Source organism: Klebsiella sp. H-Nf2, from assembly GCF_002806645.1.
Lineage (GTDB): Bacteria > Pseudomonadota > Gammaproteobacteria > Enterobacterales > Enterobacteriaceae > Klebsiella > Klebsiella variicola.
Window position 1 is genome coordinate 91,644 of the sequence record NZ_PIBL01000008.1, and the last position, 22,686, is coordinate 114,329.

Annotated in this window: 18 protein-coding genes; 10 read left to right on the top strand and 8 right to left on the bottom strand. The window is 56.4% G+C overall.

All coding sequences use genetic code 11. The features are described 5' to 3' along the window. Nucleotides 1-167 precede the first annotated feature (167 nt). Genes ssuE through ssuB form a run of 5 tightly spaced genes read left to right on the top strand, consistent with a single transcriptional unit; the run spans nt 168 to nt 4,412 of the window. On the top strand, nt 168-743 hold the full coding sequence (gene ssuE, locus CWM58_RS18880) for an NADPH-dependent FMN reductase (protein WP_008805880.1): 576 nt from the start codon (nt 168-170) through the stop codon (nt 741-743). Then, on the top strand, nt 736-1,698 hold the full coding sequence (locus CWM58_RS18885; RefSeq protein WP_023297328.1) for a sulfonate ABC transporter substrate-binding protein: 963 nt from the start codon (nt 736-738) through the stop codon (nt 1,696-1,698). Before ssuE ends, CWM58_RS18885 begins: the two co-directional genes overlap by 8 nt. Beyond that, nucleotides 1,695-2,840 (top strand): FMNH2-dependent alkanesulfonate monooxygenase, encoded by a 1,146-nt coding sequence (gene ssuD, locus CWM58_RS18890; protein ID WP_061155165.1) that lies wholly within the window; start codon nt 1,695-1,697, stop codon nt 2,838-2,840. Before CWM58_RS18885 ends, ssuD begins: the two co-directional genes overlap by 4 nt. Before the next feature lie 10 nt (nt 2,841-2,850). Further along, a complete protein-coding gene (gene ssuC / locus CWM58_RS18895) occupies nt 2,851-3,642 on the top strand; it encodes an aliphatic sulfonate ABC transporter permease SsuC (protein ID WP_008805877.1) in 792 nt (263 codons plus the stop codon). Beyond that, entirely contained in the window at nt 3,639-4,412 is a 774-nt protein-coding gene (gene ssuB / locus CWM58_RS18900; protein ID WP_074386401.1) for an aliphatic sulfonates ABC transporter ATP-binding protein, read from the top strand. Before ssuC ends, ssuB begins: the two co-directional genes overlap by 4 nt. Nucleotides 4,413-4,509: 97 nt before the next feature. Here ssuB and pepN read toward each other — a convergent pair whose 3' ends face one another. Continuing rightward, nucleotides 4,510-7,125 carry an aminopeptidase N gene (gene pepN, locus CWM58_RS18905; RefSeq protein WP_100681534.1) on the bottom strand — a complete coding sequence of 872 codons (2,616 nt, stop codon included), beginning with the start codon at nt 7,123-7,125 and terminating at the stop codon, nt 4,510-4,512. A 325-nt stretch (nt 7,126-7,450) separates the two neighbouring features. On the opposite strand from pepN, the gene pncB reads away from it, so the two are divergent. Beyond that, complete coding sequence (gene pncB, locus CWM58_RS18910) at nt 7,451-8,653, top strand: nicotinate phosphoribosyltransferase (protein WP_100681535.1); 1,203 nt, start codon at nt 7,451-7,453, stop codon at nt 8,651-8,653. 44 nt (nt 8,654-8,697) lie between these two features. Here pncB and CWM58_RS18915 read toward each other — a convergent pair whose 3' ends face one another. The 4 genes from CWM58_RS18915 to dpaL all read right to left on the bottom strand — a co-directional run bounded on the left by CWM58_RS18915 (nt 8,698) and on the right by dpaL (nt 13,769). After that, entirely contained in the window at nt 8,698-9,861 is a 1,164-nt protein-coding gene (locus CWM58_RS18915; protein WP_100631484.1) for a M20 aminoacylase family protein, read from the bottom strand. Between the two features lie 18 nt (nt 9,862-9,879). Continuing rightward, the gene (locus CWM58_RS18920; RefSeq protein ID WP_100681536.1) at nt 9,880-11,118 is read right to left on the bottom strand and encodes a Zn-dependent hydrolase; all 1,239 of its coding nucleotides are present in this window, start codon (nt 11,116-11,118) and stop codon (nt 9,880-9,882) included. A 24-nt stretch (nt 11,119-11,142) separates the two neighbouring features. Beyond that, nucleotides 11,143-12,432: an aromatic amino acid transport family protein gene (locus tag CWM58_RS18925; RefSeq protein ID WP_074386406.1), complete on the bottom strand. Its 1,290-nt coding sequence runs from the start codon at nt 12,430-12,432 to the stop codon at nt 11,143-11,145. 122 nt (nt 12,433-12,554) lie between these two features. Beyond that, entirely contained in the window at nt 12,555-13,769 is a 1,215-nt protein-coding gene (gene dpaL, locus CWM58_RS18930; protein ID WP_074386407.1) for a diaminopropionate ammonia-lyase, read from the bottom strand. 369 nt (nt 13,770-14,138) lie between these two features. On the opposite strand from dpaL, the gene CWM58_RS18935 reads away from it, so the two are divergent. The 4 genes from CWM58_RS18935 to CWM58_RS18950 all read left to right on the top strand — a co-directional run bounded on the left by CWM58_RS18935 (nt 14,139) and on the right by CWM58_RS18950 (nt 19,228). Then, nucleotides 14,139-14,600, top strand: a complete 462-nt coding sequence (locus tag CWM58_RS18935) for an Lrp/AsnC family transcriptional regulator (protein WP_045395698.1) — start codon at nt 14,139-14,141, stop codon at nt 14,598-14,600. 175 nt (nt 14,601-14,775) lie between these two features. Beyond that, a complete protein-coding gene (gene asnS / locus CWM58_RS18940; RefSeq protein ID WP_100681537.1) occupies nt 14,776-16,176 on the top strand; it encodes an asparagine--tRNA ligase in 1,401 nt (466 codons plus the stop codon). Between the two features lie 591 nt (nt 16,177-16,767). After that, entirely contained in the window at nt 16,768-17,850 is a 1,083-nt protein-coding gene (ompK35, locus tag CWM58_RS18945; RefSeq protein ID WP_004201406.1) for a porin OmpK35, read from the top strand. A gap of 187 nt (nt 17,851-18,037) precedes the next feature. Next, on the top strand, nt 18,038-19,228 hold the full coding sequence (locus CWM58_RS18950; RefSeq protein ID WP_061155169.1) for an amino acid aminotransferase: 1,191 nt from the start codon (nt 18,038-18,040) through the stop codon (nt 19,226-19,228). Nucleotides 19,229-19,304: 76 nt separating this feature from the next. Here CWM58_RS18950 and CWM58_RS18955 read toward each other — a convergent pair whose 3' ends face one another. The 3 genes from CWM58_RS18955 to ldtD form a co-directional block, all read right to left on the bottom strand. After that, a complete protein-coding gene (locus tag CWM58_RS18955) occupies nt 19,305-19,952 on the bottom strand; it encodes an MBL fold metallo-hydrolase (protein WP_061155170.1) in 648 nt (215 codons plus the stop codon). A 13-nt stretch (nt 19,953-19,965) separates the two neighbouring features. Beyond that, nucleotides 19,966-20,517: a YcbK family protein gene (locus CWM58_RS18960; protein ID WP_004201403.1), complete on the bottom strand. Its 552-nt coding sequence runs from the start codon at nt 20,515-20,517 to the stop codon at nt 19,966-19,968. Nucleotides 20,518-20,820: 303 nt separating this feature from the next. Further along, entirely contained in the window at nt 20,821-22,614 is a 1,794-nt protein-coding gene (gene ldtD, locus CWM58_RS18970) for a L,D-transpeptidase (RefSeq protein ID WP_100681538.1), read from the bottom strand. Between the last annotated feature and the right edge of the window lie 72 nt (nt 22,615-22,686).

Sequence of the window (22,686 nt, forward strand, 5' to 3'; positions counted from 1 at the left end):
AAAATCACCCATCAGCGCAAACGATTACCTCTCCCCACGCCGTTATGCGCTTTTCGGCTATCTAACGGTGGATAAATCATTTAGGGAAATAATGGTGCTCTGTCACACTCACTGCAAATGTTATCAATTATAGATAAATGCAAACATTTAGTTATAAGGAGAGAGAGATGCGCGTCATTACGCTTGCGGGCAGCCCGCGTTACCCTTCCCGTTCCAGCGCCCTGCTGGAATATGCCAGAGAGACGCTCACCGCCGCCGATATCGAAGTCTGCCACTGGCATCTGCAGAACTTTGCCCCGGAAGACCTCCTGTACGCTCGCTTTGACAACCCGGCGCTACAAACGCTCAACGAGCAACTGGCCGGGGCCGACGGTCTGATTATCGCCACGCCAGTGTATAAAGCCTCATTTTCCGGCGCCCTGAAAACCCTGCTCGATCTGCTTCCTGAGCGCGCGCTGGAGGGCAAAATCGTGCTACCGCTGGCCACTGGCGGCACCATCGCCCACATGCTGGCGGTGGACTACGCTCTGAAACCCGTCCTGAATGCCCTGAAGGCCCAGGAGATCCTCCATGGCGTCTTCGCCGATGACAGCCAGGTCACGGATTACCAGCATAAGCCGCAGTTCACCCCTAACCTGCAGCGGCGCCTGGATGAGTCCCTGGAGACCTTCTGGCAGGCGCTGCATCGTCCCAGCAGCCGAGCCCCGTCGTTAACGTCTCTGCGTGGGGTGGAACATGTTTAATCCTCTCCGCGCGCTGACCCTCGGCGGACTGCTGCTGTTCTCTGCGCTGGGCCACGCCGCCCCGGCGGCGCCCGATGCCCTGCGCATTGGTTATCAGAAAGGCAGCGTCAGCATGGTGCTGGCGAAGAGCCACCAGCTGCTGGAGCAGCGCTATCCGGGCACCCATATCTCGTGGATTGAATTCCCGGCCGGCCCCCAGATGCTGGAGGCGCTGAACGTCGGCAGCATCGATATCGGCAGCACTGGCGACATTCCGCCTATCTTTGCTCAGGCGGCGGGCGCCGATCTGGTCTATATCGGTTCGGAGCCCCCCAAGCCCAAAGCGGAAGTCATCCTGGTAGCGCAAGGCAGTCCCATTCACAACGTTGCCGAATTAAAAGGGAAAAAGGTCGCTTTCCAGAAAGGCTCCAGCTCCCACAATCTGCTGCTGCGCGCCCTGCAGCTGGCGGGCCTGAAATTTAGCGATATTCAGCCGGTTTACCTTGCCCCCGCCGATGCGCGCGCCGCCTTCCAGCAGGGCAATGTCGACGCCTGGGCCATCTGGGATCCGTACTACTCCGCCGCGCTGCTGCAGGGCGGCGCCCGGGTGCTCACTGACGGAACCGATCTGAAACAGACGGGATCGTTCTATCTTGCTTCCCGGCCCTACGCTGAACGCAATGGCGCTTTCATTGAAGGCGTACTCGACACCTTTACTCAGGCCGATGCCCTGACCCATAGCCAGCGCGCGCAAAGCATTACGCTGCTGGCGAAAACGATGGGATTACCGGAAGCGGTGATCGCCAGCTATCTGGACCATCGTCCCCCCACCTCAGTAACCCCGGTGAGTGCCGAAACCGCCGCTCGCCAGCAGCAGACGGCCGACCTGTTCTATGAGAACAAGCTGGTGCCGAAAAAAGTTGATATCCGGGCCCGTATCTGGCAGCCCGTTGCCGCACAAGGAGCGAAATCATGAGTCTGAATATGTTCTGGTTTTTACCGACCCATGGTGATGGTCGTTATCTGGGCACCGAAGAGGGCGCCCGTCCGGTCGATTACGGCTATCTGCAGCAAATCGCGCAGACGGCGGATCGGCTGGGGTTCACCGGCGTGCTGATCCCGACCGGACGCTCATGTGAAGATGCCTGGCTGGTTGCGGCCTCGATGATCCCGGTGACGCAGCGGCTGAAATTTCTTGTCGCCCTCAGGCCTAGCGTGGTGTCGCCGACGGTAGCCGCCCGCCAGGCGGCGACACTGGACCGACTGTCAAACGGCCGGGCGCTGTTCAATCTGGTCACCGGCAGCGATCCCGCCGAGCTGGCCGGCGACGGCGTCTTCCTCGACCACACCGAGCGCTATGAGGCCTCAGCTGAATTTACCCACATCTGGCGCAAGCTGATGGAGGGAGAAACCGTCACCTTTAACGGCAAGCATCAGCGCGTTCGCGACGCTAAGCTGCTGTTCCCGCCGCTCCAGCAGCCCCGTCCACCGCTCTATTTCGGCGGTTCGTCTGAGGTGGCGCAGGATCTGGCCGCTGAGCAGGTCGATCTCTATCTCACCTGGGGTGAACCACCGAAACAGGTGGCAGAGAAGATTGCTCAGGTCCGGGAGAAAGCGGCCCGGCATGGACGCCGGGTGCGTTTTGGCATCCGTCTGCACGTGATCGTGCGGGAAACCAACGAGGAAGCCTGGCAGGCCGCGGACAGCCTTATCTCCCACCTTGATGATGAAACTATCGCCCGCGCCCAGGCAGCCTTCGCCAGAACCGACTCGGTCGGTCAACAGCGAATGGCGGCGTTGCATAACGGTCGACGCGATCAGCTCGAGATCAGCCCTAACCTGTGGGCCGGTGTCGGTTTAGCGCGCGGCGGCGCCGGTACCGCGCTGGTGGGCGATGCCGCCACCGTTGCCGAACGAATCAATGAATACGCTGCGCTGGGGATCGATAGCTTTATCTTCTCCGGCTATCCGCATCTGGAAGAGGCGTATCGGGTCGGCGAGCTGTTGTTCCCCCTGCTCGACGTCGCCGTGCCGTCTATCCCGCAGCCGCAAAATCTGCGCCTGCAGGGGGAAGCGGTCGCCAACGAGTTTATCCCGCGTAAAGTGGCGCAAAGCTGAGGAGGCACTGATGGCAAAATCAACCCATCCCCTGTTGTTACGCCTCGCCCCCTGGCTGCTGCCGGTAGGGACGGTCATTGTCTGGCAGTTGGCCTCGTCCGTTGGCTGGCTGTCGACACGGGTACTGCCCTCGCCGGAGGGGGTATTGAAAGCGTTCTGGACGCTCTCGGCCAGCGGTGAGCTGTGGCAGCATCTGGCCATCAGCTCGTGGCGGGCGCTGGTCGGCTTCGCCATCGGCGGCTCCATCGGGCTGGTGCTCGGCCTGATCAGCGGCCTGTCACGCTGGGGCGAGCGTCTGCTGGACACCTCGATCCAGATGCTGCGTAATGTGCCGCATCTGGCGCTGATCCCGCTGGTGATTTTGTGGTTCGGCATCGACGAGACCGCCAAGATCTTCCTTGTGTCGCTGGGCACCCTGTTCCCGATCTATATCAACACCTGGCATGGGATCCGTAATATCGACCGTGGGCTGGTGGAGATGGCGCGCAGCTATGGTTTATCCGGCTTCGCGCTGTTCCGTCACGTGATTTTACCCGGCGCCCTGCCCTCAATTATGGTCGGCGTGCGTTTCGCTCTTGGCCTGATGTGGCTGACGCTTATTGTTGCCGAAACCATTTCAGCGAATGCCGGTATCGGCTATCTGGCGATGAACGCGCGTGAATTTCTGCAAACCGACGTGGTGGTGGTCGCCATCATTCTTTACGCCATCCTTGGCAAACTGGCCGACGTCTGCGCCCAGCTGCTGGAACGGCTCTGGCTGCGCTGGAACCCGGCGTATCATCTTCAGGAGGCTAACGCATGAACACTGCCCGTCTGAACCCAGGTATCCCGTTGCTGCTGAACGGGGTGACGAAACGCTATGGCGATAACACTATTCTTAACGAGCTGGATCTGCATATTCCCAGCGGCCAGTTTGTGGCGGTGGTGGGCCGCAGCGGCGGCGGCAAGAGTACCCTGCTGCGCCTGCTGGCGGGTCTGGAAAAACCGAACGCCGGCGAGCTGCTGGCGGGCGCGACGCCGCTGGCGGCGATCCAGGACGACACCCGGATGATGTTTCAGGATGCGCGCCTGCTGCCGTGGAAAACGGTGATTGATAACGTGGGGCTGGGGTTAAAAGGCGCCTGGCGCGACGCCGCCCTACAGGCATTGGCCAGCGTCGGACTCGAGAACCGCGCGCAGGAGTGGCCGGCGGCGCTGTCGGGCGGGCAAAAGCAGCGCGTTGCGCTGGCCCGCGCGCTGATCCATCGCCCGCGCCTGCTGCTGCTGGACGAACCGCTGGGGGCGCTGGATGCCCTCACCCGTCTGGAAATGCAGGAGCTGATCGTTTCCCTGTGGCAGGAGCATGGCTTTACGGTCCTGCTGGTCACGCACGACGTCAGTGAGGCGGTGGCCATGGCCGACCGGGTGCTGTTAATTGAAGAGAAGAAAATTGGCCTCGATTTGAACGTGGATATTCCGCGACCGCGGCGCACCGGGTCGGCGAAGCTGGCCGAGCTGGAGGCAGAGGTGCTGGATCGGGTGATGAAACGCGGCAAGAGCGAGAGCGCACCGCGTTTGTTTAGTCATGGCTAACTAACGTCCCCGGCCCGCGCTTCGCTCGGCCGGGCTACCAAATCGCACAGCGCTGTAGCCCCGGTAAGCGAGAGCGCAACCGGGGATTTTGCGGCCGTTACGCCAGCGCCTTACTGATTTTCTCGAACAGATCGCCGGAGAGATTCTCCAGCCCCTTCAACTGCTCCAGCGCGGCGCGCATCAGCGCCTGGCGTTTCTCATCATAACGCTTCAGACGAATCAACGGCTCAATCAGACGCGACGCCACCTGCGGGTTACGCTGGTTAAGCTCGGTCAGCATCTCCACCAGGAACTGGTAGCCGCTACCGTCTTCAGCATGGAACGCCGCCGGGTTGCTGCTGGCGAAAGCGCCGATTAACGACCGCACACGGTTCGGGTTGCTGATGCTAAACGAACGGTGATTCAGCAGACCACGTACCGTTGTAACCACATTGGCTGCCGGGCTGGTGGACTGCAGGATAAACCACTTATCCATCACCAGACCGTCCTGATGCCATTTGTCATCGTACTCCTGCATCAGCGCATCGCGGCACGGCAATTCAGCCGCGACCGCCGCCGACAGCGCGGCCAGCGCATCGGTCATGTTATCCGCCTGGTGATACTGCGCCGCCACCAGCTTATCGCCCAGCGTCGGTTCCGCAAACGCCAGATAGCGCAGGCAGGTATTACGCAGGGCACGCTGACCGATATCGGCGTGCTCCACCCGGTAGCTGTCGAGCTTATTGGCGTTATAAACCGCGAGGAACTCGTCCGCCAGCTCATTCGCCAGGGTGCGGGTAAGCGCTTCGCGTACGGTGGCGATGGCGATCGGATCGATAATGGCGAACATCTCGGCGATTTCGTTAGCCGACGGCAGGGTTAAGATCTCGGCGGCCAGCGCCGGGTCAATCTTCTCGTCCAGCAGGATGGCACGGAAGGCGTCCGCCACATGCACCGGCAGCGACAGCGGCTGTCCCTGCTGATGACGGTTGACGTTCAGCTTGATGTAGGTCGCGAGCAGGCTCTGCGCCGCATCCCAGCGCGAGAAATCATTCCGCGCATGGCGCATCAGGAAGGTGAGCTGCTGATCGCTCCACTTATATTCCAGTTTCACTGGTGCTGAAAATTCGCACAGCAGCGCCGGCACCGGCTGGAAATAAACGTTATCGAAGACGAAAGTCTGCTCGGCCTGAGTCACATTGAGCACCGGGTGTACCGGATGGCCGCCCTTCTGCAGGGGGATCACCTTGCCTTCGTTATCGTACAGCTCAATGGCAAACGGGATATGCAACGGCTGCTTTTCGGCCTGCTCGGCGGTCGGCGGCGTACGCTGGCTGATGGTCAGCGTGTACTGCTCGGTTTCCGGGTTGTAGTCGTCATGCACGGTGACGATTGGCGTACCGGACTGGCTGTACCAGCGGCGGAAGTGTGACAGGTCGACGTTCGAGGCATCCTCCATCGCCTGGACGAAATCATCGCAGGTCGCCGCGCTGCCGTCATGACGTTCAAAGTACAGCTGCATCCCTTTCTGGAAGTTTTCTTCACCCAGCAGGGTATGCAGCATGCGGATCACTTCGGCACCCTTTTCATAAACCGTCAGGGTGTAGAAGTTATTCATCTCGATAACCATATCCGGGCGGATCGGGTGCGCCATCGGGCTGGCGTCTTCAGCAAACTGCAACCCGCGCATGGTGCGCACATTGTTGATGCGGTTAACCGCCCGTGAGCCGAGGTCGGAGCTGAACTCCTGATCGCGGAACACGGTCAGACCTTCTTTCAGGCTGAGCTGGAACCAGTCGCGGCAGGTGACGCGGTTGCCGGTCCAGTTATGGAAATACTCATGACCAATCACCCGCTCGATATCAAGATAGTCTTTATCGGTGGCGGTATCGGTACGGGCCAGGACATACTTGGAGTTAAAGACGTTGAGTCCTTTGTTCTCCATCGCGCCCATATTAAAGAAGTCGACGGCGACAATCATATAGATGTCGAGGTCGTACTCGAGGCCAAAGCGCTCCTCATCCCATTTCATGGAATTTTTCAGCGAGGTCATTGCCCACGGCGCGCGGTCGAGATTGCCGCGATCGACGTACAGCTCCAGCGCCACTTCACGACCGGAGCGGGTGGTAAAGGTGTCACGCAGAACGTCAAAATCACCGGCCACCAGCGCAAACAGGTAGCACGGTTTCGGGAACGGATCCTGCCACTGTACCCAGTGGCGGCCATTCTCCAGCTCTCCCTGCGCCATGCGGTTGCCGTTGGAGAGCAGGAACGGGTATTTCGCTTTGTCGGCGATGATTTTGGTGGTAAACCGCGCCAGCACGTCCGGGCGGTCCAGATACCAGGTAATATGGCGGAAACCTTCCGCTTCGCACTGCGTACACAGCGCTTCGCCTGACTGATACAGGCCTTCCAGCGCGGTGTTCGCCGCCGGGCTTATCTCATTGACGATGGTCAGGGTGAAATGCTCCGGCAGGCCGCCGATCACCAGCTGATTGTTTTCTTCTTTATAGTCACTCCACGGCTGGCCGTTCACTTGCAGCGCGATCAGGGTCAGATCTTCGCCGTCCAGGCGCAATGGCACATCAGACGCAGCCGCGTGGCGGGAGACCTTGCTCTCGGCCGTAACGACGGTTTTTGCGGCATCCAGGTCAAAGGTCAAATCGATATCGCTAATCAGATACTCCGGCGCACGATAGTCGTGGCGGTATTTGGCTTGGGGCTGTTGTGTCATAAAAAACCTTTCGCATCTTGGGTAAAGTGTCGTCCCAGTCTATTCCCGTTGTGTCAATCGCGCTATGCAGAATCTTCATCTTTTCAATGTGAAACACGAAAACCGCTACATTTTGTTAACACGTGCGGCACGAAATGCCCTCGACCCGACGCAAAGCTTGTGGTGTGATCCATGTTCAATATATTAAACTAGGCCTCGCAAATGACCGTCAGCGTCGCCATCGCTCGCCATCGCGGGACAGAGTCGGGTAATAAAGGTATACTCCGCCTCCTTTTTCGCGTTGGTTTGGATGGAACGCTCCAGTGAGAGGATGCTACTGCGCACCATGACACAATTCACTTCTCCTGTACTGCACTCGCTGCTTGATACGGATGCCTACAAGCTGCACATGCAGCAGGCTGTCTTCCATCGCTACGGCGATGTGCATGTGGCGGCGGAGTTTCGCTGCCGCGGAGACGACCTGCTCGGCATTTATGCCGACGCGATCCGCGAGCAGGTGGAGTCCATGCGCGACCTGAGGCTGCGGGACGATGAATATCACTGGCTGTCCACCCTTCCCTTTTTCCGCCAGGATTATCTCGACTGGCTGCGCGATTTTCGCTATGACCCGCGCCAGGTCACGGTCAGCAATGACAACGGCAAGCTTAACATTCGCCTTACCGGCCCATGGCGTGAAGCCATCATGTGGGAAGTCCCGCTGCTGGCGGTGATAAGCGAGCTGGTCCATCGCTATCGTTCACCCGAGACGGGCGTCGATCAGGCACTGAACACGCTGGAACATAAACTAGGCGACTTCGCCAGCATGACCGCTGGCCTCGATATGCGCGCCTTCCGCCTGATGGACTTCGGTACCCGCCGTCGTTTTTCACGCGAAGTGCAAGAGGCCATTGTGCAACGTCTGCAGCAGGAGCCGTGGTTTGTCGGCACCAGCAATTACGATCTGGCTCGTCGCTTACATTTAACCCCGATGGGCACCCAGGCGCATGAATGGTTCCAGGCCCACCAGCAGATCAGCCCGAACCTCGCCAGCAGCCAGCGGGCGGCCCTTGCCGCCTGGCTGGAAGAATATCCCGACCAGCTTGGTATTGCGCTGACCGACTGCATCACCATGGATGCGTTCCTGCGCGATTTTGGCCCGGAATTCGCTACCCGCTATCAGGGTTTGCGCCATGACTCCGGCGACCCGGTGGAATGGGGTGAAAAAGCCATCGCCCATTATCAAAAGCTGGGCATCGATACGCTGAGTAAAGTGCTGGTCTTCTCCGATAACCTCGATCTGGCGAAAGCCGTCGACCTGTATCGCCACTTCGCTTCGCGGGTGAAATTGAGCTTTGGTATCGGCACCCGTTTAACCTGCGATCTGCCGCAGGTCAAACCGCTCAATATCGTGATTAAGCTGGTGGAATGTAACGGCAAGCCGGTGGCGAAACTCTCCGACAGCCCGGGGAAAACCATCTGCCACGATAAGGCGTTCGTCCGCGCCCTGCGCGAGGCGTTCGACTTGCCGCCGATTAAAAAGGCGAGTTAAAAAAACGGCCCGGCGGCGTTACGCTGCCGGGCCGACTAACATCTCTACTGCGGCAATCTTGTCCTGATCACCTCGGCAAAATACTCCGCGCCGGTCAGTAAAATTTCATCATTAAAGTCGTAGCAAGCGTTATGCAGCGGCGTATTGCCCTGAGTATCAGACGCATCGCCGTTACCTAAAAAGATGAAGCAGCCGGGGATCTCCTGCAGGAAGGCGCCGAAGTCCTCCGAAATCATCATCTGCGCGACGTTGCCGTCGACATTTTCCGCCCCCACGACGTTCACCGCCGCATTGACCGCGACATCAACGCATTGCTGCCAGTTCACCGTCGGGGCGAATTCATGGGTATAGCTAAACTCGCACTGCGCGCCGTGCATCGCGCAAATCGCTTCGCTGATGGTCCGCATGCGCGCTTCCAGCAGCGCCTGTACGTCAGCCGAGTAGCTGCGGGTATCCCCTTTAATTTCCACATGCGTGGGGATCGCATTGCGGATACCGTCAGTATGAAGCTCCGTACAGGAGATCACCGCCGGCACGTTCGGGTCGATATTGCGTGAAACGATGGTCTGCAGCGCCAGAATAATTTCTGCCGCAATCACCAGCGGATCCTTCGCCATATGCGGCCGGGCGGCATGCGCCCCCTGCCCCTTAATACGGATAATAAAGTTATCTTCGCTGGCCATAATACCGCCGACACGGGTGGCGATGGTCCCGGCCTTCATACCCGGCATATTGTGCAGGCCGTAAATCTCCTCGATGCCGAAACGCTCGATAACGCCGTCCGTCATCATCGCATTGGCGCCATAACCGGGTTCTTCCGCAGGTTGAAAAACAAAACAGACGGTGCCGTTAAAGTTTTGCCGCTGCAATAGCAACTGCGCCGCGCCCAGCGCAATGCAGGTATGGCCATCATGCCCGCAGCCGTGCATCCGTTCGGCGGTCGTGGAGCGGTAAGGCCGTTCACCCTGTTCGTTCAATTGAATAGCATCGATATCGGCGCGGATGGCGATAACACCGTTACCGTCGCCGCATTTCAACACGCCCACCAGCCCGGTTTTACCTATATTACGATGAACCTCAATGCCCATCGCTTCGAGTTTCTCGGCGATAAACTGCGAGGTTTTGACTTCTTCAAAGGCGCTTTCCGGATTGGCATGCAGGTGATGGCGCCAGGCAATAAGCTGCTGCTTTAGCTGTTGTTGATTCATTCTTCACTCCTGTAAAAATTATGCCGCACGCTGCGCGCGCTGTAATACCACCTGCAGCAGCACATTGGCGCCGGCAATGAGATCTTTGGCTTCGCTATGTTCATTGACGTTGTGGCTAATGCCGTCAACACAGGGGACAAAAATCATCCCTGCGGGGCATACCGAAGCCATAAATTGCGCGTCGTGGCCGGCACCGCTCGGCAGGCGCCGATAACTGAGGGCTTGACGTTTCGCCTCCGCTTCAACGGCATTGACGATTTCATCGGCAAAAATGACCGGGTTAAAACGCACCAGTGAACGGCTGGCTATCTCCACCCCCTCTTCCTGCGCCGTTGTGGCGACAAACTCGGCTAAGCGCCGTTCCGCTTCAATTAAGATAGCGTTATCGGTATTGCGTAAATCCACCGACATCACGACGTGATTTGGAATGACGTTAATCAGGTTGGGTTTAACGCTGATATGCCCGACGGTAGACACCTGATTGCCGCCGAGGCTCATCGCCAGTTCACGGGCAAAAACGGCGATTTTCGCCGCCGCCAGGCCGGCATCGCGGCGCATGGACATCGGTGTCGTACCGGCGTGATTCGACACGCCTGTTAGCGTAAATTCTTGCCATGAAATACCCTGCACGCCGATGACGACGCCGATATCAATCCGTTCCTTATCGAGGATAGGTCCCTGTTCGATATGTAGTTCGACGTAGCTATCTACCGGCAGATTGCCCGGCTGATGTTCGCCTTTATAGCCAATCTCCCGCAGCGCCTCGTCAAGAGTAATGCCATTGTGGTCTTTTGCCGCCAGGGCCTGCGCCAGTGGATACTCCCCGGCAAACACCACGCTTCCCATCATATCGGGCTGGAATCGCACCCCCTCCTCATTAGTAAAGAAGGTTACGGCTAACGGACGTCGCGGACGAATCCCGGCATCCTGAAGGGTGGCAATCACCTCGAGACCGGCCATCACGCCGTAGTTGCCATCGTACAGGCCACCAGTACCCACGGTGTCGATATGCGACCCCATCATCACCATCGGTAGCGCCTCTTCTCCGCGATAAACACCGGTAACGTTGCCGATAGCATCGATATAGATAGTCAGCCCCAGCGCGTTCATCCGGGCAACAACAAAGTCCCTACCGGCTTTATCTTCCGCGGTCGCCGCAAGGCGGCAGACGCCGCCGCCTTCCAACGCGCCGCATTCACCAAGCGCAAACAGGGAATCGATCAGCCGCTGGCCGTTTATCTGTAGATCATGACTCATAAAACATCTCGCTATTGTTCGGGGTTACTGGAACATGCCGTAAAAAATGGCGGATACGGTAATTAACCCAATCAGGGTGACGAAAACGTTGCTGGCTTTGCCGCGATACGGCGCCAGCACCGGTAACTTATGAATGGCATACATCGGCAACAGCAGTAGAATCGCAGCCCCGGTCGGGCCGCTGATGCACTCGATAATACCGAGGATGCTTGGGTTCTTATAGGCGGCGAACCAGCAGGTGAGGACCATAAAAACCAGAATAACGGCGTCAACTGCGCGGATAGTCGGTTTTTTCCCCCGCGCGGCGGCGGCCTCGATAATCAGATCGCGCAGCGATTCATAAGCGCCGATATAGTGGCCAAGAAACGATTTCGTAATCGCGACAAACGCAATGATTGGCGATAGCCAGGCAATAATCGGCGTCTCAAACTGGTTGGCGAGGTACGACAGGATCGACAAATTCTGCGCTTTTGCTTCCGCTAACTGCTGTGGTGACAGGCTCAACACGCAGCTGAGAACGAAAAATAGCACCACCACGGTCATTAAGAGAATGCCATAGCGCTGGATCTGCGCGCATTTGCGCTCGGCAAGCGCGAGTCCGTAGCGCTGCTTCTGGCGTACGACCATCGGCGAGACGATCGGATAGTGGTTAAACGACATAACCAGCACCGGAAAAGTCATCCACAGCGTCAGTAAAATGCCGCGCCCATCGCCCATTGCGCTGAAGCTCACGGTGTGCAAAATCGCGCCGTTCCAGTGCGGGATCAAAAACAGCGCCATAAAAATAAGTGAAATAATGAAGGGATAAACCAGGGTGCTCATCACGCGCATAATCAAACGCTGCCCGAGGCGGACAATAAACATCAGCCCGAGGATCAGCACAATCGACACCACTGCCCGCGGCGGCTCCGCCAGCCCCAGTTGATGGCTGATAAAACTTTGCGCAGTATTCGTAATGGCTACCGCATACATAATCAAAATGGTGTACACAGCGAAGAAATAGATAACGGTAAACACCTTCCCCGCTAGCGCGCCAAAATGCTCGCCAATGACATCGGTGATCGTGCTTTCCGGCGTGTTGGAAGAATAAATAAATCGTGCCAGCCCGCGATGCGCCAGATAAGTAATGGGAAAAGCGAGAGCAAAAACGATAAGCAGCGGCCAAAAACCGCCAATTCCGGCGTTAATCGGCAGAAACAACACCCCGGCGCCAATTGCCGTGCCGAACAGGCCAAGCACCCACACGGTATCTTCGCTATGCCACTTTGCGGCATCGCAACATCCTCTTTCTGTCACAGCATTTTCAGTATTCATCGGTCAGGTTCTCTCTATGCATTACGCGAATCCGCGTATGTTTTCGTTATTAGTCAGAACGCATGTCATACCGAGGGCTCGTAGGGTAGGTAAGATGGCCCTCTTGTTATTGCCGATGGCGATTAGCCATTACGGCCAAACCAGACGATGTCTTCATAGACATCCGGGGACGTATCTCCTTCAGTGCTGATTAACAGGACCTGCGCATCAGCATTCAGCCGCAGCGCTTCGGCAAGTTCGCGGTATTCCGGCTGAGTCATCAGCGCATAAAGCACTCCCGCGCCGATGGCGCCGGATTCGCCGGAGATAAAGGGTTCATCGGTACCTGGCCGCGGCGCGGCCAGCAGGCGCATGCCGTTAGCGGCAAGACAATCATCGGCAGAGATAAAACAACGGGCATGGTCACGCAGCATCGGCCAACTGGTGATATTGGGTTCGCCGCAAGCAAGGCCGGCCATTAACGTCGCCATGTCGCCGCCGACGCTGTGCGGTTGCCCGTCATTGATGGTTGCCGAACGGTACAGGCAGTTCGCTTTATGCGGTTCAAGGATCACTATTGTCGGCGCATTCTGCTGCATCTTCTCAACGAAATACCCCATAATGCTGCCGGCAAAAGAGCCGACGCCGGCTTGTAAAAACAGATGCGTAGGCATCCTGGCGCCGCTTTGCGCCAACTGCTGCCAGGTTTCAACGGCGAGCGTCATATAACCTTGCATGATCCAGGTAGGGATCTGTTCATAGCCCTGCCAGGCGGTGTCCTGCAGCAGTACCCAACCCTGCTCTTTGGCGGTTTTATCCGCCAGACGGACGGTATCGTCATAATTGAGTTCGGTTATTGTGCACTCAGCGCCATGCTGGCGAATATTCTGCGCGCGGACCGGCGAGGAACCTTTAGGCATATAAACAACCGCCCGTAGCCCAAGCTGCTCCGCCGCCCACGCCACGCCACGGCCGTGGTTGCCATCGGTAGCGGTGACAAACACAATATCTTTAATACGGGCTTTGATTTCTGGTGAATTAAGATCGCTAAAGCTCAAAGTATTAATATCGCGCCCAAGCTGTTCCGCGAGATATTTTCCCATCGCATAAGAACCGCCTAATCCTTTAAAGGCGTTAAGGCCGAAACGCTGCGCTTCATCCTTTATATGCAACGATCCCAGCCCGAGACGCTGGCTTAAATAATCCAACTTTCGCAGCGGCGTTACCCGATAGGCGGGGAATTTTTGATGGAATGCCAGCACTTCGTCGCCAACGCTTTCATTGAGCAGACTGAGGTCCGCCCCCTGTTCATACGGCAGATGCCGGGCGTTGAGTTGATATTTAATCGTGTCCGTCATAAATAAACCTTTTATCCATATCGTCGTACGACGATGAATTAATCAACGACCAGCCCGGCCAAATAAAGGGCGCAGGGATCCGCGCGGCCAATAAAGAGATGGTCGAATAAATCGATGTATACCCGTCATACTTCAAGTTGCATGTGTGTTGGCTTTCTGCAACTCGAATTATTTAGGCTATAGAAATAACGTCAGTGGTTTTCTGTAGCGATTTCACGCTTTACCACTGTCTGAGATGGTACACTGCCGCCGATGGTTAAATGGCGCAAAATTGCCCATAGCTTCGCAATTTTCACTCTGATTCACCTCTTTCACGCAACAAAGTTGCATGCGTGAGGCCGATCACAGGTATTTAGGGCGACAAAGATAATGAAACTGGATAGTTGGGATAAAAAAATTCTCACCCTGCTACAGCGCAACAATCGCCTGTCGCAGCGGGAAATCGCCGATCGCGTCAGTCTTTCCGCCTCGGCGGTCAACCGGCGAATTGCCGCGCTGGAAGAGGCTGGCATCATTAAAGGCAGCGTGAGCGTGGTTGATGCCAGTAAAGTGGGCCGTCCAACCACTATCATGGTGCAGGTTACGATCGAGAATGAACGCCTTGACCTACTTGAAGAGGATAAACAGCGGTTTGTCAGTTGCCCGCAGGTGCAGCAGGTTTATTACGTCACCGGCGACTTCGATTTTCTGCTGGTGATCAACGTCCGCGATATGGCGGAATACGAAGCCCTGACCCGTGAGCTCTTCTTTGCCTCGGGGAATATCAAATCCTTCCGCACCATCGTATCGATGCAAAACGCGAAGCAGGAAATGACGGTCATTATCGAATAATTCGCGTAAAAGAGGTAAACGGAAGGTAAAGAACGGCCCCGCGGCTAATTTATTTCCGAAATCCTCCCTCCCATGTGCGAATTCTGCTTGTCTGATGGAAGATGACAGGTAACATAGATATCCCCCCGCTGTAGGGGGAAGAGACTTTTTTATTGGACTACATAGAGAGATTATTATGAGCGTTGTGCCTGTAGCCGACGTACTCCAGGGCCGCGTTGCCGTTGACAGCGAAGTCACGGTCCGCGGATGGGTGCGTACCCGCCGAGATTCTAAAGCTGGCTTTTCTTTCCTCGCCGTCTATGACGGTTCCTGCTTTGATCCTGTACAGGCCGTTATTAATAATTCTCTGCCCAATTACAATCAGGAAGTACTGCGTCTGACCACCGGTTGCTCGGTGATTGTCACCGGTAAAGTCGTGGCTTCCCAGGGTCAGGGTCAAAGCTTTGAGATCCAGGCGACCGGCGTGGAAGTCACCGGCTGGGTGGAAGACCCGGACACCTACCCGATGGCGGCCAAGCGCCACAGCATCGAGTATCTGCGTGAAGTGGCGCACCTGCGTCCGCGAACCAACCTGATTGGCGCGGTAGCTCGCGTGCGTCATACCCTGGCGCAGGCGCTGCACCGTTTCTTCGACGAACAGGGCTTCTTCTGGGTTTCCACCCCGCTGATCACCGCTTCCGATACCGAAGGCGCCGGCGAAATGTTCCGCGTGTCGACGCTGGATCTGGAAAACCTGCCGCGTAACGATCAGGGCAAAGTCGACTTCGATAAAGACTTCTTCGGTAAGGAATCGTTCCTGACCGTATCCGGCCAGCTGAACGGCGAGACCTACGCCTGTGCGCTGTCGAAAATTTACACCTTCGGCCCGACCTTCCGTGCCGAAAACTCCAACACCAGCCGTCACCTGGCGGAGTTCTGGATGCTGGAGCCGGAAGTCGCCTTCGCCAACCTGAATGATGTTGCAGGTCTGGCAGAAGCGATGCTCAAGTACGTCTTCAAGGCGGTACTGGAAGAGCGTGCGGATGACATGCAGTTCTTCGCCGAGCGCGTAGACAAAGACGCTATCGACCGACTGCAGCGTTTCGTCTCCGCTGACTTTGCCCAGGTGGATTACACCGATGCCGTCACTATTCTGGAAAACTGCGGCAAGCAGTTTGAGAACCCGGTTTACTGGGGCGTGGATCTCTCCTCCGAGCACGAACGTTATCTGGCCGAAGAGCACTTCAAAGCACCGGTCGTCGTGAAAAACTACCCGAAAGACATTAAGGCGTTCTACATGCGCCTTAACGAAGACGGTAAAACCGTCGCGGCAATGGATGTCCTGGCGCCGGGTATCGGTGAGATCATCGGTGGTTCCCAGCGTGAAGAGCGTCTCGACGTGCTGGACGCACGTATGGCAGAGATGGGGCTCAACAAAGAAGACTACTGGTGGTATCGCGACCTGCGCCGCTACGGCACCGTGCCACACTCCGGCTTTGGTCTGGGCTTCGAACGTCTGATTGCCTACGTAACCGGCGTGCAGAACGTCCGCGATGTCATTCCGTTCCCGCGAACCCCGCGCAACGCGACATTCTAAATTTTTCGGTTATAAACCTCAGAGGCCAGCGCAAGCTGGCCTTTTTTTATGTCAATTACTGTTAGCAAAATTCAACAAACTTAAACATCAAGGCCTGGAAATCACATTTATGTTACGCACTGTTTCGGTGCATACTGGTGACGCAGATCGCACTTTATGTTCATAAGAACGCAAAGCCGCTGATAAATCTGCTCATTTTTTAACCATGCGCCGCACGTCTTGCAAAGACAGGAGCTGAATAAAAAGAAGGCGAATTCAACACACAAAATGAACGAATTATCGCTTATCCAAATTAATCATAAATAATTCATATAGATAGATAAGCAATGGCGTTTTGCCTTATCAGGTGGAACGGAATTTTGATTAAGTTCACAAAGTTCCCTAAAATACACATTTAGTTACATGATTTTTCGTTTTGTTACTCATATGAGATATTAGTAGCATTTTCCGGCTAGCGAAACGTTGTCGCGGATGGAAAGATGCCTTCAGACACCAAACTCTCATCAATGGTTCTGTAAGTTTTTATTGACAGAACTTATTGACGGCAGTGGCACGTGTTCATATAAAAAATATTAATGAGGGTAATAAATAATGATGAAGCGCAATATTCTGGCAGTGGTGATCCCTGCCCTGCTGGTAGCCGGTGCAGCCAACGCTGCAGAAATCTATAACAAAAACGGCAACAAACTGGACTTCTACGGGAAAATGGTCGGCGAGCACGTCTGGACCACCAATGGCGACACCAGCAGCGACGATACCACCTATGCCCGTATCGGCCTGAAAGGCGAAACTCAGATCAACGATCAGCTGACCGGTTACGGCCAGTGGGAATACAACATGGATGCGTCCAACGTTGAAGGTTCCCAGCCGACGAAAACCCGTCTGGCGTTCGCGGGTCTGAAAGCGGGCGAATACGGTTCATTCGACTACGGTCGTAACTACGGCGCGATCTACGACGTCGAAGCAGCAACCGATATGCTGGTTGAATGGGGCGGCGACGGCTGGAACTACACCGACAACTACATGACCGGCCGTACCAACGGCGTGGCAACCTACCGTAACTCTGACTTCTTTGGTCTGGTTGACGGCCTGAGCTTCGCGCTGCAGTACCAGGGTAAAAATGACCACGACCGTTCGATCCACAAACAGAATGGCGACGGCTTCAGCACCGCGGCCACCTATGCGTTCGACAACGGTATCGCGCTGTCTGCAGGCTACTCCGGCTCCAACCGTAGCGTCGATCAGAAAGCTGACGGCAATGGCGACAAAGCCGAAGCCTGGGCAACCTCTGCAAAATATGACGCCAACAACGTCTACGCAGCGGTCATGTACTCTCAGACCTACAACATGACTCCGGAAAACCAAGGTAACTACTTCGCTGGCAAAACCCAGAACTTCGAAGCTGTCGTACAGTATCAGTTCGATTTCGGCCTGCGTCCGTCCATCGGCTACGTGCAGACCAAAGGCAAAGACCTGCAGGCACGCGGTGGCTTCTCCGGCGGCGATGCGGATCTGGTTAAATACGTCGAAGTGGGTACCTGGTACTACTTCAACAAGAACATGAACGTCTACGCGGCGTACAAGTTCAACCAACTGGACGACAACGCTTATACGCGTGAGGCTGGCGTAGCCACCGACGACCAGGCGGCCGTGGGTATCGTTTACCAGTTCTAATCTGCAGTACACCCCTTCGTGATATGCCTTCAAAGCAGGACTTCGGTCCTGCTTTTCTGTATTCGTGAGGCAAAGATCGTATCTTTCGAAAACCTTCTCGCTTTTTGTCGCAAACGGTTGGCAATTCGTTATTCTCCCGTTAACCTGATAGCGAATTTCCCTTCAGTAATCACAATGGAACCTCGTCATGTTTGAGAACATCACCGCCGCCCCAGCCGACCCGATTTTAGGTCTGGCCGATCTGTTTCGTGCCGATGACCGCCCTGAAAAAATTAACCTCGGAATTGGTGTTTACAAGGATGAAACCGGTAAAACACCCGTTCTGACCAGCGTCAAGAAAGCAGAGCAGTACCTGCTGGAAAATGAAACGACTAAAAACTATCTGGGCATCGATGGTATTCCTGAATTTGGTCGCTGCACCCAGGAGCTGCTGTTCGGTAAAGGCAATGCGATTATCGCTGATAAACGCGCCCGTACTGCGCAGACCCCAGGCGGTACTGGCGCTCTGCGTGTCGCGGCTGACTTCCTCGCCAAAAACACCGACGTAAAACGCGTGTGGGTGAGCAACCCAAGCTGGCCGAACCATAAAAGCGTATTTAACTCTGCCGGCCTGGAAGTACGCGAATATACCTACTACGACGCTGCTAACCATGCGCTGGACTTTGATGGTCTGCTGGCCAGTCTGAACGAAGCGCAGGCAGGCGACGTGGTGCTGTTCCACGGCTGCTGCCACAACCCGACCGGTATCGATCCGACGCTCGACCAGTGGCAGCAGCTGGCGCAGTTGTCAGTGGAAAAAGGCTGGCTCCCGCTGTTTGATTTCGCCTACCAGGGCTTCGCCCGCGGTCTGGAAGAAGATGCTGAAGGGCTGCGCGCCTTTGCTGCGCTGCACAAAGAGCTGCTGGTCGCCAGCTCCTACTCGAAAAACTTTGGCCTGTACAACGAGCGCGTTGGCGCCTGTACGCTGGTCGCCGCCGATCAGGAGACCGTGGACCGCGCGTTCAGTCAGATGAAATCGGTGATCCGTGCCAACTACTCCAACCCGCCTGCGCATGGCGCCTCCGTGGTCGCCACCATTCTGAGCAACGATGCGCTGCGAGCGATTTGGGAACAGGAACTGACCGATATGCGCCAGCGCATCCAGCGTATGCGCCTGCTGTTCGTCAACACCCTGCAGGAGAAAGGCGCGAGCCGCGACTTCAGCTTTATCAGCAAGCAGAACGGCATGTTCTCGTTCAGCGGGCTGAGCAAAGAGCAGGTGCTGCGTCTGCGCGAAGAGTTCGCCATTTATGCGGTTGCATCCGGACGTATCAACGTGGCCGGGATGACGCCCGACAATATGGCGCCGCTGTGCGAAGCCATCGTCGCGGTACTGTAAGCGACAGAGTGCTCTAAGCGAGATAAAAGAAAAAGGCCGCGAATGCGGCCTTTTTTATGTGTTCGCGTCATGTCTGTCACCAGACCGGCATCTCATCCTGCAGGAACGGGTTGTTACGGCGTTCCTCACCCAGCGTCGACAGTGGACCATGGCCGGGAATAAAGGTCACGTCATCGCCCAGCGGCAACAGCTTATCTTTAATGGCCGCAATCAGCTGTCCATGGTCGCCGCGTGGAAAATCGCTACGCCCCACCCCGCCTTTAAAAATCACGTCCCCGGAAATGAGTAATCGGGATGCGTCATCAAAGAAGACCACGTGACCCGGCGTATGGCCCGGGCAGTGGAACACCTGCAGCGCCACATTCCCTACATTGACCACATCGCCTTCATTGAGCCAGCGATCCGGACGCAGCGGCTGGCAATCCTCCAGGCCGAACATCCGGCTTTGCGCCGGTAATCCTTCCAGCCAGAACTCATCTTCTTTTTCCGGACCAATAACCGGTACGCCATAATGCTGCGCCAGTTCCGCAGCGGCGCCGACGTGATCGAGATGGCCATGCGTCAGCAGGATCTGCATCAGCGTGACGCCCGCCTCCGCCACCACCGCTTTGATACGTTCAGCATCGCCGCCAGGATCGACCAGCGCCGCCAAGCGGGTTTGTTCGCACCAGATGAGAGAACAGTTCTGCGCGAACGCGGTAACCGGAATAATACGATAGTTCATGACGCTCCTTTCGTTACCAGTGCCTTACGGGACCGGTATCAATATGCACAAAGTTACTACGTGGGTAATATCCTACACCACCTGCGCGCATAGATAACGCCGCTTTGCGAATATTGCTTAACGAAATACCTTCAATATGGAAATCCATTGCCTGCCCCTTGGTGTGATAGCTGTGTTTTGCCACACCACGGCTTCGTGCGCGAAGCTCATCATTGGTATCGAGGGAACGATAACCAGAAATAAGCTGGACAGGTTTGTTGGTGCCAAGCAATCCCTGCAACCGATAAAGATGATCGAACAGATTTGGATCGATGGACTTAATTTTATTCGCGCGGTAATCACGGAAAAAATGATTAAGTCTTGCTAATTCATCCTGAATATAGCCTCTGCCATCGAAAAACTCCGCCTTGAGCGATTCACCGGTATGCAGGTTATTCAGCGTCAAAATACGCGGGCGGGGGGTCGAGAGGGTGGCAAATGCCGGCGCAGGGAGAATGGCGGCAGCACCCAGCGCAGCACCACCCAACGCCAGCAATCTGCGGCGATTAGCGTCAAATTTGTCCATGATAATCAGGTCTACAGTCAATGAATCGTTATATACTTTTTCCGCATCGCACGAGGCTAACCGCCAGCTCGCCATCGCTCGCCACAACCGTGATGCAGCCCGGCAAAGGAGAGCGTTCGCGCTGGCCGCGCTACGCATTGAGCGGAATTATATGTATATGCACTTCTGGCGCACGAAAGGCACCTTACCGGGCATTATTGCCAACGTCAAGGCAGCCTCACCCCAGGAAAATCGGGCGCTGCAGAGGAGCAGCGCCCTTTTTTACCCAGTGCTAGGACAACAAAATCCATTGAACTACTTCATTTACCTGATTAATTGTTCAGCTTTCGTCAGAATTTGTGCACTGGATCGCGCGGTGAGATCGTAATTGTAAATATCTGTTCGATATTGTGTACGTCCATCAGCATCTACAAAAGCCGTTAAGTAATATAAATTCACCGGTATATTTTGCCGAATATTGACATAGCGCGTATCCCCTTGCTTCAGGGCATCGGAAATACGCGTGTCGTTCCAGCCCGCATCCTGCAGCAGCATATTGGCCAGCTCCGAGGCCTTATTGACGCGTACGCAGCCGGAGCTGAGCGCACGAACATCTTTCTGGAACAGATTATGGTTTGGCGTATCGTGCAGATAGATAGCATCCGAACTCGGCATATTAAACTTGTAGCGGCCCAGTGAGTTACGCGCCCCCGGCGCCTGCTGAAAACGGAACGGTAAATTATTCTCGGTGATGGTCGACCAGTCGACCCGGTAAGGATCAATCGACTCTTTACTGTTCCAGCCGCGCATCATGGTGTAGCCATGTTGTTCCAGATAGCCTGGGTTATTCCGCACCTTCGGCAGGATATCTTTGCGCGCCAGCGTCGGCGGCACATTCCACGGCGGATTGACCACCACGTTATTCAACGCGCTGCTCATCATCGGCGTTTTGCGGTCCGGACGCCCCACGATCACCCGCGAGGCCAGCACCTGGCTGCCATCCTGGTAATAGACCAGCGAGAAAGCGGGAATATTCACCATAATGCCGGTCGAGAGTTTGCCCGGCAGCAGGCGTAAACGCTGAATATTCAGGGCCAGCACCCCCGCACGCTGCGCGGAGGAGACGTTGAGCCAGTCACGGGTGGACTGGCCAATGACGCCATCCGCCCCCAGCCCCTGCATGGCCTGGAAGCGCTTCACGCCCTCCACCAGCTGGCGATCGTACACGCCGCGGGCCGCAGCCGATTTGCTCTTTTTCTTCGCCGACGGGCTGACCACATCGCCGGGCAGAACGATATCGGCCGTATTTTCCAGCATCCCGGTACGCTGGAGGATCTCGCGCAGGGCACCGATATCATTGCTCCATTCACCGGGGCGCAGCGAGCCGCTGCCGGTTAGCTGCGGCCACGGGCGAGAATCAGCCACCAGCGCCAGCAGCGACTGGTGCATGGTCTCATACTGTGGATGATGCGGCGCCAGGCCGGCGATAAACGCCGGCAGGGAACCATTGTCCAGCGCCAGCTGCCACTGGTTAATTACCGACAACGGTAGGGTCGCCATTTTGTACGGTGTCGAACCGTACAACCAGCGAGTGCCCTGGGTGGGGATACCACTGATAAAATGCAGGTAGCCCATCATGGCATCCGACAACACCACATCGCGCGCCATGCCGCTGACAGCGGGATCGGTCAGCAGGCTGACCCAGGTGGTAAACTGCGGCTGAAAACCGGCGATGGCGATCTCCGCCAGCTGCTGCTGGAACGCCTGCACCGCCTCGCGGTTTTCCCACATCGGTTTCATATCCCTGGCGGCGTACAGCGATACCAGCGGATTCATAAAGACAGGTTTGTACCCTGCCGGCAACAGCGCTTCGATCTGGGCGCGACTGTTCGCCGCGGCCTCCATCGACAGCGGCTGCTCACCGGCTAGCTTCGCGACCGCCGGCGATTGCCCATCGCTTTGCGTCAGCGCGACGGAAAGCTCTCCAGGTGTAGCGGAGCTATCACCGGGTACGACTTCAGGCTCTGCGGCCTGGACATTGAACAGCGGAGCAAATGCCAGTGCCAGGCTCAGGCTGAGCGCTGACAATGGACGACCATACCGTTTCTTTAGCAACATCCCTTGCCCCCTGTTGTCACACATTGCCGCCCACAAATTAGTGGGCTTTTTCTCAGTATATAAAGACCAAAA

What these genes read in the sequence shown, in the direction of transcription:
- ssuE (WP_008805880.1), top strand. Translation starts at nt 168, where the DNA reads ATGCGCGTCATTACGCTTGCGGGCAGCCCGCGTTACCCTTCCCGTTCC.
- CWM58_RS18885 (WP_023297328.1), top strand. Translation starts at nt 736, where the DNA reads ATGTTTAATCCTCTCCGCGCGCTGACCCTCGGCGGACTGCTGCTGTTC.
- ssuD (WP_061155165.1), top strand. Translation starts at nt 1,695, where the DNA reads ATGAGTCTGAATATGTTCTGGTTTTTACCGACCCATGGTGATGGTCGT.
- ssuC (WP_008805877.1), top strand. Translation starts at nt 2,851, where the DNA reads ATGGCAAAATCAACCCATCCCCTGTTGTTACGCCTCGCCCCCTGGCTG.
- ssuB (WP_074386401.1), top strand. Translation starts at nt 3,639, where the DNA reads ATGAACACTGCCCGTCTGAACCCAGGTATCCCGTTGCTGCTGAACGGG.
- pepN (WP_100681534.1), bottom strand. Translation starts at nt 7,125, where the DNA reads ATGACACAACAGCCCCAAGCCAAATACCGCCACGACTATCGTGCGCCG.
- pncB (WP_100681535.1), top strand. Translation starts at nt 7,451, where the DNA reads ATGACACAATTCACTTCTCCTGTACTGCACTCGCTGCTTGATACGGAT.
- CWM58_RS18915 (WP_100631484.1), bottom strand. Translation starts at nt 9,861, where the DNA reads ATGAATCAACAACAGCTAAAGCAGCAGCTTATTGCCTGGCGCCATCAC.
- CWM58_RS18920 (WP_100681536.1), bottom strand. Translation starts at nt 11,118, where the DNA reads ATGAGTCATGATCTACAGATAAACGGCCAGCGGCTGATCGATTCCCTG.
- CWM58_RS18925 (WP_074386406.1), bottom strand. Translation starts at nt 12,432, where the DNA reads ATGAATACTGAAAATGCTGTGACAGAAAGAGGATGTTGCGATGCCGCA.
- dpaL (WP_074386407.1), bottom strand. Translation starts at nt 13,769, where the DNA reads ATGACGGACACGATTAAATATCAACTCAACGCCCGGCATCTGCCGTAT.
- CWM58_RS18935 (WP_045395698.1), top strand. Translation starts at nt 14,139, where the DNA reads ATGAAACTGGATAGTTGGGATAAAAAAATTCTCACCCTGCTACAGCGC.
- asnS (WP_100681537.1), top strand. Translation starts at nt 14,776, where the DNA reads ATGAGCGTTGTGCCTGTAGCCGACGTACTCCAGGGCCGCGTTGCCGTT.
- ompK35 (WP_004201406.1), top strand. Translation starts at nt 16,768, where the DNA reads ATGATGAAGCGCAATATTCTGGCAGTGGTGATCCCTGCCCTGCTGGTA.
- CWM58_RS18950 (WP_061155169.1), top strand. Translation starts at nt 18,038, where the DNA reads ATGTTTGAGAACATCACCGCCGCCCCAGCCGACCCGATTTTAGGTCTG.
- CWM58_RS18955 (WP_061155170.1), bottom strand. Translation starts at nt 19,952, where the DNA reads ATGAACTATCGTATTATTCCGGTTACCGCGTTCGCGCAGAACTGTTCT.
- CWM58_RS18960 (WP_004201403.1), bottom strand. Translation starts at nt 20,517, where the DNA reads ATGGACAAATTTGACGCTAATCGCCGCAGATTGCTGGCGTTGGGTGGT.
- ldtD (WP_100681538.1), bottom strand. Translation starts at nt 22,614, where the DNA reads ATGTTGCTAAAGAAACGGTATGGTCGTCCATTGTCAGCGCTCAGCCTG.